The sequence below is a fragment of the Coprococcus sp. AM11-30B genome (assembly GCF_027674365.1).
Classification (GTDB): Bacteria; Bacillota; Clostridia; order Lachnospirales; family Lachnospiraceae; genus Allocoprococcus; species Allocoprococcus comes.
On record NZ_JAQDVB010000006.1, the window covers coordinates 53115 to 69888 of the forward strand.

At 33.7% G+C, this 16774-nt stretch carries 26 protein-coding genes; 21 read left to right on the top strand and 5 right to left on the bottom strand.

Annotated features, from left to right (window positions below; translation table 11 throughout):
* Positions 1-26: 26 nt before the first annotated feature.
* The 5 genes from PGU50_RS04970 to PGU50_RS04990 all read right to left on the bottom strand — a co-directional run bounded on the left by PGU50_RS04970 (position 27) and on the right by PGU50_RS04990 (position 5915).
* The gene (locus PGU50_RS04970) at positions 27-1235 is read right to left on the bottom strand and encodes a hypothetical protein (protein ID WP_147343919.1); all 1209 of its coding nucleotides are present in this window, start codon (positions 1233-1235) and stop codon (positions 27-29) included.
* 187 nt (positions 1236-1422) lie between these two features.
* Positions 1423-2376 carry a hypothetical protein gene (locus PGU50_RS04975; RefSeq protein WP_270246262.1) on the bottom strand — a complete coding sequence of 318 codons (954 nt, stop codon included), beginning with the start codon at positions 2374-2376 and terminating at the stop codon, positions 1423-1425.
* The gene (locus PGU50_RS04980) at positions 2373-5192 is read right to left on the bottom strand and encodes an RNA dependent RNA polymerase (protein ID WP_270246263.1); all 2820 of its coding nucleotides are present in this window, start codon (positions 5190-5192) and stop codon (positions 2373-2375) included. The genes PGU50_RS04975 and PGU50_RS04980 overlap by 4 nt, the downstream gene beginning before the upstream one ends.
* Positions 5189-5440: a hypothetical protein gene (locus PGU50_RS04985; protein ID WP_118174551.1), complete on the bottom strand. Its 252-nt coding sequence runs from the start codon at positions 5438-5440 to the stop codon at positions 5189-5191. Before PGU50_RS04985 ends, PGU50_RS04980 begins: the two co-directional genes overlap by 4 nt.
* A 4-nt stretch (positions 5441-5444) precedes the next feature.
* On the bottom strand, positions 5445-5915 hold the full coding sequence (locus PGU50_RS04990; protein WP_270246264.1) for a hypothetical protein: 471 nt from the start codon (positions 5913-5915) through the stop codon (positions 5445-5447).
* A gap of 1405 nt (positions 5916-7320) precedes the next feature.
* Between PGU50_RS04990 and PGU50_RS04995 the strand changes: the two genes are divergently transcribed.
* The 21 genes from PGU50_RS04995 (at position 7321) to PGU50_RS05095 (ending at position 16774) form a co-directional block, all read left to right on the top strand.
* Positions 7321-7647: a hypothetical protein gene (locus tag PGU50_RS04995; protein ID WP_270246265.1), complete on the top strand. Its 327-nt coding sequence runs from the start codon at positions 7321-7323 to the stop codon at positions 7645-7647.
* Positions 7648-7745: 98 nt separating this feature from the next.
* Entirely contained in the window at positions 7746-7988 is a 243-nt protein-coding gene (locus PGU50_RS05000) for a hypothetical protein (protein WP_270246266.1), read from the top strand.
* Between the two features lie 169 nt (positions 7989-8157).
* Positions 8158-8631: a hypothetical protein gene (locus tag PGU50_RS05005; protein ID WP_270246267.1), complete on the top strand. Its 474-nt coding sequence runs from the start codon at positions 8158-8160 to the stop codon at positions 8629-8631.
* A 167-nt stretch (positions 8632-8798) separates the two neighbouring features.
* The gene (locus PGU50_RS05010; RefSeq protein ID WP_270246268.1) at positions 8799-9152 is read left to right on the top strand and encodes a hypothetical protein; all 354 of its coding nucleotides are present in this window, start codon (positions 8799-8801) and stop codon (positions 9150-9152) included.
* A gap of 169 nt (positions 9153-9321) precedes the next feature.
* Entirely contained in the window at positions 9322-9621 is a 300-nt protein-coding gene (locus PGU50_RS05015; RefSeq protein WP_270246269.1) for a hypothetical protein, read from the top strand.
* A 100-nt stretch (positions 9622-9721) separates the two neighbouring features.
* On the top strand, positions 9722-10108 hold the full coding sequence (locus PGU50_RS05020) for a hypothetical protein (RefSeq protein WP_118174569.1): 387 nt from the start codon (positions 9722-9724) through the stop codon (positions 10106-10108).
* Positions 10109-10125: 17 nt separating this feature from the next.
* The gene (locus PGU50_RS05025; RefSeq protein WP_270246270.1) at positions 10126-10542 is read left to right on the top strand and encodes a hypothetical protein; all 417 of its coding nucleotides are present in this window, start codon (positions 10126-10128) and stop codon (positions 10540-10542) included.
* Positions 10543-10544: 2 nt separating this feature from the next.
* Positions 10545-10706: a hypothetical protein gene (locus PGU50_RS05030; protein WP_181988443.1), complete on the top strand. Its 162-nt coding sequence runs from the start codon at positions 10545-10547 to the stop codon at positions 10704-10706.
* A 13-nt stretch (positions 10707-10719) separates the two neighbouring features.
* A complete protein-coding gene (locus PGU50_RS05035) occupies positions 10720-11217 on the top strand; it encodes a hypothetical protein (protein ID WP_270246271.1) in 498 nt (165 codons plus the stop codon).
* Positions 11218-11368: 151 nt separating this feature from the next.
* Positions 11369-11617 (top strand): hypothetical protein, encoded by a 249-nt coding sequence (locus tag PGU50_RS05040; RefSeq protein ID WP_270246272.1) that lies wholly within the window; start codon positions 11369-11371, stop codon positions 11615-11617.
* A 13-nt stretch (positions 11618-11630) separates the two neighbouring features.
* Complete coding sequence (locus PGU50_RS05045; protein WP_270246273.1) at positions 11631-12023, top strand: hypothetical protein; 393 nt, start codon at positions 11631-11633, stop codon at positions 12021-12023.
* A gap of 29 nt (positions 12024-12052) precedes the next feature.
* Positions 12053-12508 (top strand): LPD11 domain-containing protein, encoded by a 456-nt coding sequence (locus tag PGU50_RS05050; protein WP_270246274.1) that lies wholly within the window; start codon positions 12053-12055, stop codon positions 12506-12508.
* Positions 12486-12938 (top strand): hypothetical protein, encoded by a 453-nt coding sequence (locus PGU50_RS05055; RefSeq protein ID WP_270246276.1) that lies wholly within the window; start codon positions 12486-12488, stop codon positions 12936-12938. The genes PGU50_RS05050 and PGU50_RS05055 overlap by 23 nt, the downstream gene beginning before the upstream one ends.
* A 12-nt stretch (positions 12939-12950) precedes the next feature.
* Positions 12951-13298, top strand: coding sequence for a hypothetical protein (locus PGU50_RS05060; RefSeq protein WP_270246277.1), 348 nt, complete (start codon positions 12951-12953; stop codon positions 13296-13298).
* Positions 13299-13311: 13 nt separating this feature from the next.
* Positions 13312-14028 (top strand): hypothetical protein, encoded by a 717-nt coding sequence (locus PGU50_RS05065; RefSeq protein WP_270246278.1) that lies wholly within the window; start codon positions 13312-13314, stop codon positions 14026-14028.
* A gap of 13 nt (positions 14029-14041) precedes the next feature.
* On the top strand, positions 14042-14284 hold the full coding sequence (locus PGU50_RS05070) for a hypothetical protein (RefSeq protein WP_270246280.1): 243 nt from the start codon (positions 14042-14044) through the stop codon (positions 14282-14284).
* A gap of 1 nt (position 14285) precedes the next feature.
* Positions 14286-14714, top strand: coding sequence for a hypothetical protein (locus tag PGU50_RS05075; RefSeq protein WP_118174587.1), 429 nt, complete (start codon positions 14286-14288; stop codon positions 14712-14714).
* Between the two features lie 81 nt (positions 14715-14795).
* On the top strand, positions 14796-15023 hold the full coding sequence (locus tag PGU50_RS05080; protein WP_118174589.1) for a hypothetical protein: 228 nt from the start codon (positions 14796-14798) through the stop codon (positions 15021-15023).
* 9 nt (positions 15024-15032) lie between these two features.
* The gene (locus tag PGU50_RS05085) at positions 15033-15335 is read left to right on the top strand and encodes a hypothetical protein (RefSeq protein WP_270246281.1); all 303 of its coding nucleotides are present in this window, start codon (positions 15033-15035) and stop codon (positions 15333-15335) included.
* A gap of 10 nt (positions 15336-15345) precedes the next feature.
* Entirely contained in the window at positions 15346-15627 is a 282-nt protein-coding gene (locus tag PGU50_RS05090) for a hypothetical protein (protein ID WP_147343920.1), read from the top strand.
* 88 nt (positions 15628-15715) lie between these two features.
* On the top strand, positions 15716-16774 hold the full coding sequence (locus tag PGU50_RS05095) for a hypothetical protein (RefSeq protein ID WP_270246282.1): 1059 nt from the start codon (positions 15716-15718) through the stop codon (positions 16772-16774).

Consider the following 16774-nt stretch of genomic DNA (forward strand, 5'->3'; position numbering starts at 1 on the left):
TTGTATTTTGTAACTCATTATTAAGGTTAATTGAGAACAAATGTATGCTCATCAACTTTTCCTTTTCCAGTTTCAAATATAACAAAAGATGCTGTGGCATCGGCAGTCTTCCTTATTGACATTGAATAATCATCTGATCCAATAATTGATCCAACACCAATCACCCCTCTACGGACTCCACAGTTTACAAACTCTGAATGGTGTTTATGACCAGCCACAAGATAATCTATCTTGGTATCATAAATATCAGAGTAATCTTTAATAGCAGCAGTTAAACTACGGACTTCCCCATGAATCCCTATAACATTATATCCAGCAATATCAGTAAAAATAAAGCCGGATTTATTCGTTATGTAACGGAAGTTGGGATTGTCCTCATTTATAATACGAATAATACTTCCAGTAACCATTTCAATGTTATCATGTGAATGTTCACCTTTTTTACCATCCAGTAAGCGAAGTTCACCATGATTTCCATTTGTTTGATAGTATTCTATGTCAAATTCATCGGACAATCTTCTCAGCCATTTACCCATATACTCCCCGTATATAACGGCACTTTCCGGCACACCATACCGTAATGTCCATAATTGTGAATTACGCAAGAATCCATCTAACGAATCCCCTAAATTAAATACTTTGAATCCTTTGAGTTTCTCTTTGTGTGCATAATCCACCACTTCATTGTAGAGAACTTCCATACGCATAAAAAATATCTCAGGACTATAAGCATTTACAATTTCATCATTCAGACCATACACTTTGAAATCTTTTCCAAAATGACAGTCTGCTATATTCAAAAGACCATAACGAGATGAAAGCATACCACCGATTTTTTGCGGAGGATCTACTTTATTCAGCGTTTCGTGAATAGCAGTAATGACTTTTTCCTCAAATAAATCATCCCTGGCATCTTCACGTAACCATCTGTTATACTCCAACTTTTCAGTATGAAGTTTCGCACGCTCTTTGATAAGCTCTCTCTTTTTCAATTCAAGCTCTTTCAAATAACTTTCAGTGTCATCATGGCTTTGAGTTTCCATTTTCTCTTTGAAATACTGCATAACTTTATAACCAGAAAATTCAGTTACATTTGCAGCTTTTCGTAAGCTATCCCTATGGCAGTCTAAATGTAAAAGCGTGACAATATCTTCCCAGTCCAAATCGTCCGGCTTTTCTTCGACCTTTATAGAGATGAGTCTAAGACCATATTCGTAATCAGTCTCATTTTCCAACTTTTTGTACTTCGGATTGATACCAACCACCCCTTTTTATTTTTTGACTGTTACCATAAAAGCAAGGTTTTATGTACGTTCCTACATACTCCCTTATTCATAATAGGGTGCAAAAACAAAAAACCTCTGTAAAAAGCTCCCTTTGCTAATTACAGAGATTTTAGCTTATCAAAAAACACCTGTTCCGTTATGCTTTATGGCTCATTTTCCATTGTTTGATATCATTGGAACGCTTAATCTTTTGACAATTATTACACCTACATTTAGTTGTATTAGTAGCCATTACAGAAAATTCATTACCACAGTCAATACAAACACCAATTCTGACCTTTTTAGCTTTTGATTTATTATATCCACGATGTTTATAACAAAAAGAGGCATCTTTGAATTTGCTCTGCTTAAATAGTTTCCCACAAATTTTACATGTACCAATTTTCTTACCACATAATCTGTCGTAATGTAAACTCAAATGATCGTAATCCGTGATATAGTCAAGCACATCGTCTGGGTTATCAGATATATCAACGAATTTCACAAACCACGATCTGTATTTATTGTTTGTAATATCAAACAACCCATTTCTAAACAGACAACCAAGAGAAAAATTTTTCTCTTCCGCATTCTTAAATTTACATGCACCGGCTTTATAAATATCTCTTTTCTCCATATGACAATAAAAAAGTGTATCTTCTGTGATAGTGGCAGAATTCTCAATGGAAATACTATGTAGCCTGTGATATTTTGCATCAACAAGCATCACAAATAACATCCGGCGGTAATTGTCATTCTCAATCGTGCAAATTTTCTCCCACTCCTTTTTGGTGATAGGAGTAGGGAGTGGCAATTTTAACTTATACAGTCGTGAGCTGGCAACTGCATTGTCGATATCCTGAAATTTCACAATGTAATTGAAATCAATGTAATACCTATTGCAAAATGCTTTTAGCTCTTTTTCTATTTGGCTGTCTAATTGTTCCATATCTTCAACAGTGACATTATTGTAGTCCTTCCCGGACTCTGTAATCGCCTTGTATCTCAAATATTTTGCATACAAGAGCAAATCAGATCTTTTGTATTCGTCAACAGCAGTAGTGGAAGCCTCCATTTCCTGCGCAACGGACAATTCATCGAAATAAATCATACATTTACCTCCACAACGCTATATTTTTTACCGAGATATGATATTGTTCCGTTTTTTTCATCCAAAACTGGCATTTTGGGTGTGACAGTAGAGTTCTTTTTCAAGTTTTCTACAATCTGGTTGCCAAAAATACTCCAACAGAAGTCTTTTGTACGGCTAGGATGCAGTTCATAGCATACATAGATTGCCAAATCGCAAGCATATTGCACATCACCGATAAACTTATCTGTAATTCTGTCTCTGATGGCAAGCGGATATTTGATAAATTCCGATGTTTGAGAGACACTGTGAGTATAATCACTCTTGCGTTTTACTCTTAAACTGTCTTTTTGTGCTTTGTAGTCCAGGTATTGAGCGTTCATGTACTCAATATCTTCTTCAGCAAAGTTCAAATTAGTGCCAGAATACATTGACTTAACCAAATGTTCCGGCGTTTTCATATGTCTTTTTCTTTTTATTTCACTTAAATGCTTCTCCATATAGTGACAAATCTTATTCATCCTGCCATTATAATCAATCAGTGGCGAATAAGGGTAAAATTTATCAATTAGATAATCCCTCTCAGCGTCAGTAAGATCTTCCGGCGCAGAATCCAGAATGTCATAAATTGATTTTTGGAACAACATCATGCACACATCGTTCTCTTTATCCAGGTATTTAAGATACTTAGAGTTCTCAGAGCTGTAAAGATAACGGAAGAAGTAAGGTTTCTTGTCTGCAACTATTGAATTGTAAAACTCAAAGTCAATATCTTCCACATCGTCTGGCTTTTTAGAAATCTTCCTTGTCCAATGTTTAGGCATTGGCTCAATTTTTATTCCCTTCGCCTTATCAATCGAATCTCCCTGAGACTTTCTGATAAGTTTGAGGCGTTCCAAAATCTCATCTTGCTCACGCTTGAATGTAATATCACCCTCATAGCGTGCTAAAATCTCATAGAATGCAGTTGAAATATTCGTAATACGACCAATTGTACTATCGAATGATTGAATGTCTGCTTTGTACAGTTCATCTTCTGAAATGTACTCTTTATCTACAGTAGATTTTGAGTATGTAATTGGAAGATTGTCGTAACGGCAGCGTAAGAACACTGGATTATCAGTAGTGGCTACAATATCTCCGTCAAAATCGGAGTCTGCATGAATTATGCAGTCACAACCCCAAACATTATAAACAATGCCACTTGTCAGATATTTGAACCATTTTTCTGTTAATTCATTGTTCTTCAAGTTAAGTTTATTCACTTCTGAACGCCATGTAAGCGGTGATCTCATAGCAACAACATCAGTTTTTCCACGTTTGTTCCAAAAGTAAGAGTAATGCTCAAATTCTTTTAATGCACCGGTAACTGTACGACCAAATGCGTGCTGCATAAATGCATACATATCTGGAATCATTACACTAAAATTACCGTCCAGAATAAGTTTTCCTAAATAAGTTTCTCTGATTTTTTTATTTATGCTCATTATGATATTTGATTTTATATATTCTTCGCTAATCATTTCTGGATTAACAATCAGTGCTTTCGCAACATTGTCACTTGTCAAGTCAAAAATGTTGTTAAAATCAATATCATCTTTATCACATAGTTTTCCAAGCAAAAATAATATCGCCTGGTTTGGATCGTCAATCGAAATACCATTCAGCCACTTTACAGTAGGATCACATAACTCAGCTACGTCATCATCATTTGTGAGATCAATAGCCTGACAGAATTGATAATTGGAACGAAAACAATTATCGTCTGTTTTAGGAGTAACTTTTGTAACTCCCCACAAGAAACCATTTTCTTCACATAATCTATCATATTCTTGAATTGAATCATAAGCATTCCATAATTTAAACTGTGACTTTGTAAGGATCATATCTGTTTTAGTTATATCTACCAGATTCCCATACAGATCTTTCATTTCTGTAATCCCACATTCTGCAGCATACTGTTTGAAATCAACAACGAACACCATACCTTTTACATATGCGCATCTTACACAGAATGCAGATGGGATATAATCTAATTCCAGTTCATCAGCTACACGCTTTGCGAATTCCACAGAAACAGCACCACATCCATCGAATAAATTAAACGGCAGAGTTTTTATCTCTTCAGAAACTCGCTCATTATTTGCAATAGCGTCTTTTTCTTCTTTTGGAATCTTTGAAATCCAATCAACTTTCTTTTCCATTTCGATTTCGCAGTCATCAATGAGATAAACATTCGGGTGTGGAATTGTGTAGGTTGCAGAAGATGAGAGAGCAAAGTAAGCATTGTATTTGTTTTTCGTTATTTTGACGCTTTTTGCCCCACAACGTAATCTTTTCTTTAACTCTGCATCAAAATCTTCACGAATTAAGATTACAGTATTTACTCTCGCTTGTCCGGCACTACACATGAGGCGAACATACTTAAATCCATTTATATATAATCCATCACGAATGATTTTTCTGTAATGAGAAATATCATCAATGACAACAGAAACATATTCTGGAATGAATAGCATTTCATCAATCTTACCGTTGATTATTGAGATTTGCCGTTTCGCATAATCATTAAATTGCTTTTTTAAATTTTTCTTTTGGGCGTATAGGTCACTTAATATAGCCGGATCATACCGCATTATATTAGGGTTACGCTCATACCGTATATTTCTAATAGTTCTCAATGCCTGGTTATCTGCCAGAGCAATCAATTCACCATTTTGCCGAATATCACGAATATGATATCCCGAATTACCAAGAATCCTCTTTAAGTGATATCCAAACTTATCTAATCTAGTGGAAGAGAATTTCATGATATAAAATTGTTGTAATTTTTTCATTTGTCCTCCCTGTCCAGTCTATCTTTTATCAGTCTTGCTTTCCATTTCTCCAATTCATATACAGATTTCACATCTGGAATATCGGATATGGTAGCAGTAATGCCAAAATCCTTCAGAACAGATATCGCTATCTTCAAATCTTTTTCGGTTGGTTTGGCTTTCACTTGATTTTCAATTCTACGAATTTTATCCCTTTCATAATCAAGGTTGTCGTAGAGTGTCTTGTCATATACTTTGTCCTGATTCATTTTCTTATTTCTCCTTGCTCACATAAAAAATCCCATTACTCTTTACAACATTCACATCTGGAACAAACTTAACAATTTCCGTAAGCTGCTCAATTGTAAATACATATCCTTTTGCACCGTTATACACTTCACGTAACGCATCATTCACAACATCCCGAAATCCAAGAGCATATTTTCTGGACTTCTTGAGATATTTCTGATTGGCAGGATATGGTGTTGTATTTCGTTTGAGTTTTGGCAAGGTGATATCATAAAAATATTCTTGACTACTTCTGGTATGTGGATCTGAATGATATTCTTCAATCGTGTTGGCATTTGCCCCAGATACACATGTGTTATAACAATTCTTCGGTAGCCAAAAATAATTTAAAACATCTGAATTTGCACTAACCATATTGCTGCGTTCTCCATTTATTATTGTTTGATTATAGAAAACGAAAATAATTGGATCAATCATTTTCTCCACAAAATCCAACTATATTCGTTCCTACACTGATTATACCACTAATTCAAATATTGTCAACATTTATTATGGTTTAATTATAAAAACCAACCAACAAAGAAAAACTTAAATTGTGGCGTTATTTATATTTATATATATTATATATATTTATATTATTATTATATTATATATAAATAATAAAGAGATATATAAATATTTATATAATTGGCTATACGTTAGTATAGACAATTATGGGACATATTTTGTTTTCAATTTTCGCCACAACATAACGAAGATTCAGTCTTCAGATTGCATTTTTTTGTAAGTTCGGTAAAGCATCGAGGTCGAAAAGAGCTGGAACGCCGATAAATAGCTTATTTTGGCATAATTTTCTTTTTGGTTGGTTCTTGAATTTATGGGGCAAAAATGATAGGTAAAATACATATTTTTAATCAGTTCGGAAGAAGCCTTGATTTATGGGGATTTTAAAGGATTACATCATTATTATAGGTTTAAAATTGGGTATTTTTATAATAGTGAAAAAGTCGGAAATCAGCAAAGGGAGCTAAAGTTGTCGAGGTCGGTTACGAGTTCGGAGAGGGTAAAAGAGGGGGTAGACTGAGATAGACCTCGAAGCGGATTGAAAACGCTGGGAATCGCTGCAAAAATGTAAATATACCCCCCCTGGTACGTTTTAAAATAAAAAAATCGCTTGTAAACGGCATTATTAGCGGTTTTCAGTGTACCCCGTTGAATATTACTTTTTGAGGTTAAGTAATATTCAGGCAGATCAGCACACAAAAGCCGGATTTTATCGCCAGAAATCGCCCCGAAAAATTGCCAGTAAAACCCGGAAAAATCGGAAGCCGGAAGAATTGCGGAGTTCGGAAGCAAAAGAAAAATTTTAGAAAAAGACTTGACTAATAAAATTCACATGGTTTTTTACTCTTTTCTGCTGCTTTTTTTCTTGAATATCACGGAAAAACAAATTCAGGTATAAAAATATTATGATCTGTATTTTGATTGATGGAGTGGGGCGAAACTTAGAATATAAAATACAGAGTTATATATTTATCTTGGATAGATTGAATAAATATTATATACATACACTTTATGATTTAACTATTTTATATTCTTTATATCTTTAATGTTATAGTTATATTATTATTATATTATATATATTATATATCTATTATCTATATTACTATACTATATATTGTATATATATATCTATATATCTTGTATACATATACTAGATATAGTATATAGATATAGTGTATATGTATACTGGTATAGTGGCGGTAAACTCTACACGCTACAACCTCGCACGATCCAGACCATACGAAAAACTTTTAAAAAACACTTGACACATTTATTTTTGCGTGATAATATACAATCACAACAAACAAACAAACACAACAAAACGGAGGAAGAAAAAATGTTAGCATATGTTGATGCAATCGTGAGAGAAAACACAATAACAGTTGATGGTTACACAACCAATAAAACAGAGCGTGGTATTATCAAAGATGCAGCGAGAGCCATTGAAAAATATGACAAGGAAGAAGCAAAAGCGTTATTGAGCTTTTTAGAATGGGGAATTGATGAATATAATACACCTTTTGTAAAAGCTACGAATAGTGACGGCGGTTATTTCTGTGAGTATGAGGAAGTGCCATGCGCCACAAAATACAACGAAGAGACAGACGAGGCAGAATATAAAGAAGGATATCACAACTATTTTTGTATTAGATTTGTACGATAATCAAACAAAAATAAATGATATCATTTGACAAAATATAAAACAGGTGTTATTATTCAATTACAAACAAACACAACTTAAAATACACGGAGGTATTAAAAATGATGCAGTGGAAAAATAATAAATGTTATACAGTGAGAGAGACAGAGAGATATATCAGAACTTATTTTGTTGATACTAAATACAATAGAATAATGCTGATAGAAGATAAAGAAGATCATGATATGGATAGAATAAAGATTGTTAGATTTGGAACTAAAGAAAAAGATGCTGATATCATAGTTGTTTATAGATATGATGATCCGGCTTTTGTGGAATCTGTTATAAATGGTTTTATGAAATAAAAAGCGTAAAGAGTCCAGGCAGTAAAAAGCCTGGATTTTTTTATTTTAAAACCACAATCAAACAAAAATAAAAAATATTTATAAAAAGACTTGACAACTTTATTATTGCGTGATAATATACAAGTACAAACAACAAACACAACTTAGAAAAATAAACGGAGGTAACGACATGAAATACTTTACAAATTGCAAATCATTAGAGGAACTGAGAAAAGAATATAAAAAACTTGTAAAAGAAAATCATCCAGATAACGGCGGTTCTGAGGATGCTATAAAAGTTATCAATGTAGAATATGAAACAACATTGAACAACTTAAAAAATGCAGATGAAAACGAAAACGCTTGGAAATATGACAAAGAAAAAGATGAGCTTTTCCGTGATGCATTAAACAAGATCATCAACTTAGAAGATGTTAAAATTGAAATTATAGGTTGCTGGATCTGGGTTACTGGCAATACATACAATGTAAAAGAACTTTTAAAGGCTGCCGGTTTCAAATATTGCGGAAAGAAAAAAGCGTGGAGCTGGCACGCTGGCGAAAGATATTATAAAAAAACTAAAAGGGCTTTAAGCATGGACGAATTGCGCAACCTTTACGGATCAGAAGAAATAGAAAAAAGACATGCTGACAGAATCGCATAAAAACATAAAGCCGGGAGCAATCCCGGCACACTATAAAATAGCTTGAAAGTTGGGAAAGAAAAATTTTTAAAAGAATTTTCAAAAAGGTATTGACAACAAGCAATAATAAATGTATAATGCAAACATAAACAAACAACACACAACTTTAAATCACGGAGGTAAATATCATGACAAATGCAAGATTAAAAAATGTATTCTCACTTAGCAGCAAGGTAACAGTTTATGTACCGGCAACAATTAACATTAACAAGGAAATCGACAATAAAGAATTTGTTGACAGAGCTGCAACACTTCTTTCTGATTGTTTCGGAGGTGCAACAAGTACAGATGCCCTGGGTTACTGGACAAGCCCAACAGCCGGACTTGTAAAAGAGAAAACAACAATGGTTTTCGCTTATGCAAGTGAAAAAGATTTAAGAAACAAACTGGATCAAGTTATTGATTTATGTGAAGATCTTAAAAAAGAAATGACGCAAGATGCTATAGCGTTAGAGATCAACGGCGAAATGTTTTTCATTTAGTAAAACAAACTATAATAAATGGGGCAAGCCATAAACGGCAAGCCCCTATAAATTGGAGGGCGTGCAATGTATCAGGAATTTAATGAAATCTATTTGAAATATAAAAAGTTTTTACCTCAGAAATTAGCTTTTAAAATGGCATATAAAGCCGTTCAAGGGAGGAAATGCAATGAATAAAATTATGGGATATAATACGGGAATCGTTGACGAATGGGGAAACGTTTTTGAATTGGCTATGATCGTGCCAGGTTTCGCATATTATGCAAATTATGAAGAATCAGACGAAAACGGTAATACAGTAGTTGTAAATGATAAAAACGAAATTTTATCGAATAACATTTTTGCAAATAATGATTTTATGCAAACATTGGAGCAAGTGAACGCCGGAAAGCTACAAGCGTTATATATTAGCGATAAAATGAAAGAAAATATTGATTTATTGCGTGAGTCTGGTTATTTTGATTCATAATCAATCAAAAATAAATGAAAAATACTATTGACAAACAATCGAAAATAATGTATTGTATTTATAACAACAAACACAACTTTAAATTATGGAGGTTTTAGAAATGGCAAAATTAACAAGAGATCAGTTAGAAAAATTCAACGGGAAATGTAAAAACGGCTTTTCTTTAGATTTGTTTTTCTTTTGCACTTGGGGCGAAAAGAGATGCAAGAAAATCGTGAAAATTGGCGATGATTCAATTATTTATGATGTGATTGTTGAATTTTACGATAAATATGAAAATTTCAAGAAAGCCGGAAGTGTGCCGACACTTATTATTAACAAGTGCGTACCGACTGGTACAGAGGGCGTTTATAGTGTGCATGAGATCCACCGGGAGGAAGTCGGGGAAATGGTAACAAGAAAGACCGTTAAAATCCTTCAGGAGCTTACAGAAGGATATACAGACGAAAAACTTGTTGATATGATTAAAATGCTGATTGCAGCATAAAAATGGAGGTTTTGACCATGAAAAAGAAGATTTTGACAATATTATCAGTATTTAGCATTGTTGCAAGTTTAACCGCTTGCAATAGTGCAACGGAAGCCGTAAAAGAGCCGGAAACAGCGAAAAACTGGGAAGTTAGCACATATTATATGAACGGGTATTATAATCCAGAAACAAAAGAACTAACAACCGTAGATGCTGCCGGAAATTGTGATATTTGGGATAATATCGAAATTTTGGATTTATACAAGGATGCAGACTATTGGAAGGATATAGACGAAAACAACGAGGTTTTTGTGTGGGCAAAAATCAGCACAAACGGCACAAAGTCAATAAATGACGATGAAGCGGTTGTTTTTCCTGGAAATTACAGTGTTTTCAAGGATCACGCAAAAATATTTGTATTAGATGGTGAAATCATTGTAAAGGAGAAATAAAAATGTTTGGTTTGCTGTTTACTTTAATTTTCGGGATCAGTGATGAAATCAAAATCAGAAAAGATATAAAAAATGAGCGTATAGAGTCAGCAAAACGATGTGCCGATTTTAAACGCAGGATGAACCAGTGGGAAGAACTAAAAAAGAAAGATTATAGAAGATAGGGAGGATCATATCATGAAGAAAATGAATAATATTGTTATTGTGGCGTTGTGTGTGGCTATTTTAGGCGTTTTATTGATGGGATGCGGTAAAATATCAAGCAATAATAATAAAGCCGTTAAAAATGAAAATACGGCGTTTTCTGAGGTATTAGAAGCGGAAGAACTGGAAGCAGAGCAGCCGGAAGCCGTAAAAGACGAAACAGTATTAAAATGCGAAGAAATAGAGAAAGAAATCATTGAAGAATACGGAGATTTTGAAATGTTTTCAACTTCTGAGTTGACCGGCGAAATGTTAGAAAATCGTATGAACGGCGATAAAGTTATCGTTGAGCGTACAAAAGGAATTGTATTAGATGACGAATTAAACGGATCAGCAGAAGATTACTATATCAGTTATAAAAGCGTAGAAGGGGCGCAGCCTGGGGACGAAGTTATAACATATTTAGTATATAACCCGGCAACAAGCTATATAGATGATATTATTGAACGTTATGACGTTATTGTTAAGTAAATGCAGAGAAAAGGAAGATCCGGCGTAAAAGTCGGATTTTCTTTTTATAAACAAGCAAAAATAAATGCAAAATACTATTGACAAACAAGCTAAAATAATGTATTATGATATTAACAACAAACAAACACAACTTTAAATTAGGAGGTACAACATGAAAGCAAATGATATTTCTTTATATGATTTAGTTGGTAAAAGATTTAATACACTGGATCGGTTAAAGATGGCTATTGAAAAGATAAGCAACATGAAAGTTGATATGATTGCTGAGAGTCAAACAGAAAGACCAGAAGATAGTGACGATATGATTGACTTTTGTTATCTTGAATTACAAGATATTCATACAATGTTTTATTTAAAAGATAACGCCGGAAGATATTATATCACAGAGGTTGAATTTTAAGGGGGAAGTGAAAATGGTAGAAAAATCAAAAGTAATCGGAATTATGTTGCAGCATTCAGATGGCGATAAAGAATATTATGAGCCGGAACTGTTAAAAGAAGATATTGAGGCAATTTTCAAGATTCTTGAAAAATACGGCGATGATAATGATTCTATTAGAGGCGATTTAAAAGTTATCGACCAGGAAGAAAACACAGAAGACATTGACAGCGATTTTGAGCATACATCAAAAGAAATGGCAGATAAACTAATGGAATTCAACCGAGACTTTTCGGATGATTCGGAAACTATCGCAGAAGAAGCGGAGTATTTAATAGGTGTATTTGATAAATTGAAAAAGTCGGAAGATTTTAATATTCTGGCACATCATTTAGATACAATGTTTATGGATGGTGTTTTTAAATAAACTATAATAAATATCGGAGGTATATAAAAATGAAAGTTAAATATATTGGTTTCGGTGGCTATATGGAAGTTCCTTGTTATCAGGACGAAAACGGTAAAATCTATTTTGATGAAAATAACGGGCGTAACGGTTTAAACCTTTATACTGGTGCTCATATGGATTGTGGCGAAATTTGCGGAGAACCTTGCAGCAGAGTAACAGAGCCGGTAGAGTGCGAAAATCCTTTTGTGAGAAGTCCCAAAGAAAGAGAATACATGCTATTAAACAGATTGCAACTTGATTGTAAATATTATATCAATTGTGCCGGTAAATGCAGATCATCAAGTCTCTGGTCTGATATTGATACCATTATAAAAGAAATGGAAAATATCATGGATTCATTTACAGAAGAAGAGAAGCCGGAATGGTTGACAGATGCGGATTTTGAAGCACTTAAAAACGAGATAAAGGAGATTCAGGAGTATGAAGCGGAAAACGTACAATAATGTATTGAAAGCCGGTAAATTGATTCAGGCAAAAGGATATAGTGAAAAAGAATCATTAGAAATCGCAGTACAGAAGTTTGACGAACTGGCAAGTCTTAAAAATGGTATGTCAGTAGAATGGTTGATTGACAGAATGGCAACCAAAACAGAAAGAGAGGGCGAAAGCATGAAGTTATCAGAATCAGACAAGAGCTATTTCAAAAAGTGCGGATATCTTGACCAGGATATCCCACAAATTGAAAAAGCTATTGAAGTGATGCAGTATGAAGACGAAAACGACAAGAAAGTATCAAGAAAATACGTTCTTGATAATATGGATCGTGAAACCTGGTTATCTGGTATCGGGCGTGCAGCTTTTCATTGGAGTGCAACGAGAGAGACAAAAGACGGTAAAACAATCTTTTTTGATGCAAGAAAACTGTTTAAATAGGGGGTAAAAATCATGTTGAAGTTTGAAAATACAACCACAAAAGAGAGTTTTGAAAAATCTGTTAAATGGAGCAAAAATAAAATTGAAGAAATGGAGAAACCATACGAAAATCAAAGATTGTGGAGAATTACAGATTGTTTCGGAAACATCTGGAATGTGCTATTTACTGGCAATGTTGACGAGTACCGTATTTCATATAAAGATGAATTTTCGGTTGATATCTTGATGCCTGGTAATATGGTAGAAATTCATAGAGCTATTAAAGACGGGCGAAATCTTAAAGCAGACAGAACTTTGAAACAGTTCATGCAGTTAGCTTTATTGATGAGTTGTTATAAAAAATTTGGATATTTAAAATAATGGAGGGTAGAACATGGGACAGCGTTCACAAATTTATGTAAGATACAATAAAAGCAATACACAAAAAGGGTTGATTGCAAATTATTATAGCTGGAATTACAGCGAACGAATGATAAGCAGGGCAAGATGGGGTATTGAATTTATCGAAGGGTATTTTAAATATATCACAGATTCAGAATACAGATGGATGAGTTCAAAATGGAATGTGATGCATGTATCAAGAATTTTTGACACAAATTTTGATATGCATGATGTTGCTATAAGCTCTGATATTATAAAAGAGTTGTTGGGGTTCTATAACATTTCTATAGATAGCGGGACTATAAAAGAAGATTTTCAGGTAGCACTTGTAAAAGAGGCAAAAGAGAACCAAACAGAGCATATAACGGCAAAACAAGCGTTTCTTGAATATGTGTTTACTAAACATGATAATAATGATGGCAAGTTATTGGTAGATATTCAGGATAATGGTATTAAATATTGTTTTCTTGATTCTGATGTAAATATGGATAATATTATGGATGCAACAGCTTATATGATATGGGACAACTTGACAAGTGTAGAGCCAGATTGGACAAAAAGCGAATATATAGAACCAGACCAAAAAGAGAGATGCAAGGATAATATTAAAGCTATTGAAAAAATGGCACAACTTATGACAAAAGAAGAAGTTGAGGACTTTATCAATTACGATTACTTAAATGATATGGATAGCGTGCCGTTTTCATAAAAAGAGGATAATAATGGACGAAAAGCATAGAGAACTTTATAGCACAATAACAGAATTTTCAAGTAAATATGGTTATCATAAGTTTAATGATGATGAAAACCATAGAGAGTATATGCAGCTTGTGGATATGTGTATAAATGCCGGATTGATTCCACAAGCGAATAGAAACGAGTTTTCTACACATGGAAGACTAGAAGCAGCAATTATATATGCAGATAATAGAATTAGATTTTGCATGGACATGGGAGGTAAATAAAATGTTAGTTTCATCAAAGAAAATCGAGAAAATGTTGCGTGATCGTGATAGACTTGAAAGAATGGCAAAAATTGAATACCAGGAAGCAAAGGATCTTTTTAGCGTTGGAAATATGGAATTCGCTATTGAATTGCAGCTTGCTAATCAGCATTTAGGAGCGTCAAGAGAAATTACAAGAACATTGAAAAATATTGGATATGAAGAATGTAAACGAATGTCAGAAAAAGAGAAACAGTTGCTTATTGCTGGCATTAAACAAAAATTGTGTGGTATTGGTGTTATTGGTGTAGGTGTAATTTTTATATCTTCCGGGATGCCGGTTGTATTTATTGCATTGTCAGCAATTGGAAGCACTTTATGTGTTTCAAAAGAAAATGTTGTAACTGTATGTAAAAATAGGCTTGCGTTACTAACAAACGTAAATAAATGATATTGACAATAATGGAAATAGTGGTATAATCGTTTTAAGGATGGATATACCACTTATTCTATATTCAGGAGGTAAAAAATTATGAAGTTATTAAATAGTAAAGTTATGTCATTTGAGGAAGATTGTGTTGAGTACGAAAACGAACAAGAATATTTAGAAGATCTTGACAGACGAAGAAAAGATGGCTGGACACAAGTGAAAACACCAGATTTTGAAAATGGAGTTATGAAACGTGTAAGTAAACAATTACCAAACGGTCATTTTACACAACGTTATAAACGGTACAATGGTATTAAATTAAATGTTTAGGAGATAGATATGGGATCTATATTTTCGTATACTGGCGAAGCAGCCAAAACAAAAGAAATGATTGAAGAGGGACGAAAAGATATTACTTTAAATACCCTCTACAAACATTCCAGAGGCTTTTATTGGAAAGTAAATAGCCGTGGTTATATTCATGTTGTATTGCCTGGTAAAGTGACTTTAAACGGCGAATTTAGCCATTATGAGGTGCAGGATCATTTACTGACTGGATATAATACATTAAGAGTAAAGAGTGCATACGGCAATTACAACACAAGAAAAGAATGTATAGAAGAGATTGAAAAAGAATTATAAGGAAGGAAAAATGGACGTAGTAGCATTAAAAGATGGAAGTATTGAAATAATTGGAAATCATAGAGATTTAGTTGATATTGTCCGGGATAAATGTGGAGATGATATTGCTAAAAGGGTGGAAGAGCTTGATCCAGTATGTTATGACGAATTATATACAGCAAATTCTACAATCTGGGAAATAGCTGATATTTTAGAGAATAAGGACGAAGACGGAACATTAACAGCGGATCAAGTTGATAGCATAGAAAACAAGTTTGAAGAATTACAACATTGTATTTCTTCATGTATTTAATAAAAATACTTGACAATCAATCAATAATAATGTATAGTATAAATATAAACAAACACAACTTATAAAGTACATTACGGAGGTATTGATCATGTCAAGTAATAATAATTATTATGAATTTAAGGATGCGAAAGTTGCAATTGCAATGGAGCTTGTAAAAAGAGGTTGGAAACTGTATGGTTTTCATGAAGATGAAAGTGACTGGATGACAGATTATTGGAGTCCGGCATGGTGGGAAGGAATTGCTACAAAAGATGGTTTTGTAGTAGTTGTTGATTGCCGTTGGAATGATAAAAGCGGTAAAGAAATCATTCAGCATATCTATAATAGTGAAGAAGTTATTCTTTCAGCGAAAACAAGAAGCCTGATTGAAAGACTTTCAGAAGTCAGACAGGATCGTGGAGCTTCCGCAGCGGAAGAACAGACAGCAAAAGCGAAAATTGAAAAGCTGAGAGCAAAAGCCAACAACCAGACAGAAAAGATAAAAGTAACAGACCATTACCCGGAATATCAGCCGAACCCACCTAGAATGTCATGGCATGTTGAAAAAGATGGTGTTATCATCGCAAAAGGTAATGGAGTCGCAAAGTTTTCTGATATGAAATACTTTGATAAAGAAGGTTATGAAAAAGACTTAAAGGAATGCGACAAAGACAGCTATAGATATGAAAGAGCTGAAAAACTTCTGAAACTGGCAAAACAGTTTGAAAAGTTCATGAATAAAATTGACTCTGTTGCCGGTTGCATGATCGGTGGAAATGGTAAAGCATATGTATATACTAATGTTGAGACAGTGGAATATAAAACGGAAAATAAAGCCGTTGAATGTCCTGGATCATTAAGAGCTAATCAGTGTTTTGTCGTAAAATCATGCTTTAATCATGGTATTAGCAAAGGTTATGTATATCAGTTAAACGAGCATGAAGGTGTGAACGGCGAAAAGTATTATATTGCATACCGACTTGACAAGAAACTGAAAAAGCAGTTGACGGGAAACGCTAATCCGGCGAACTGTTTCGGATATATTTCAGGATCTTACAAAGAAAGATTTTTGAAATGGATTGAAACTGGCGCACTTGCATGGTGTGAGATTCAGGAAGTTAAAACGCCGTATAAAGTGCAGAAATGTGTTAAAAAGAAAATTGGATAA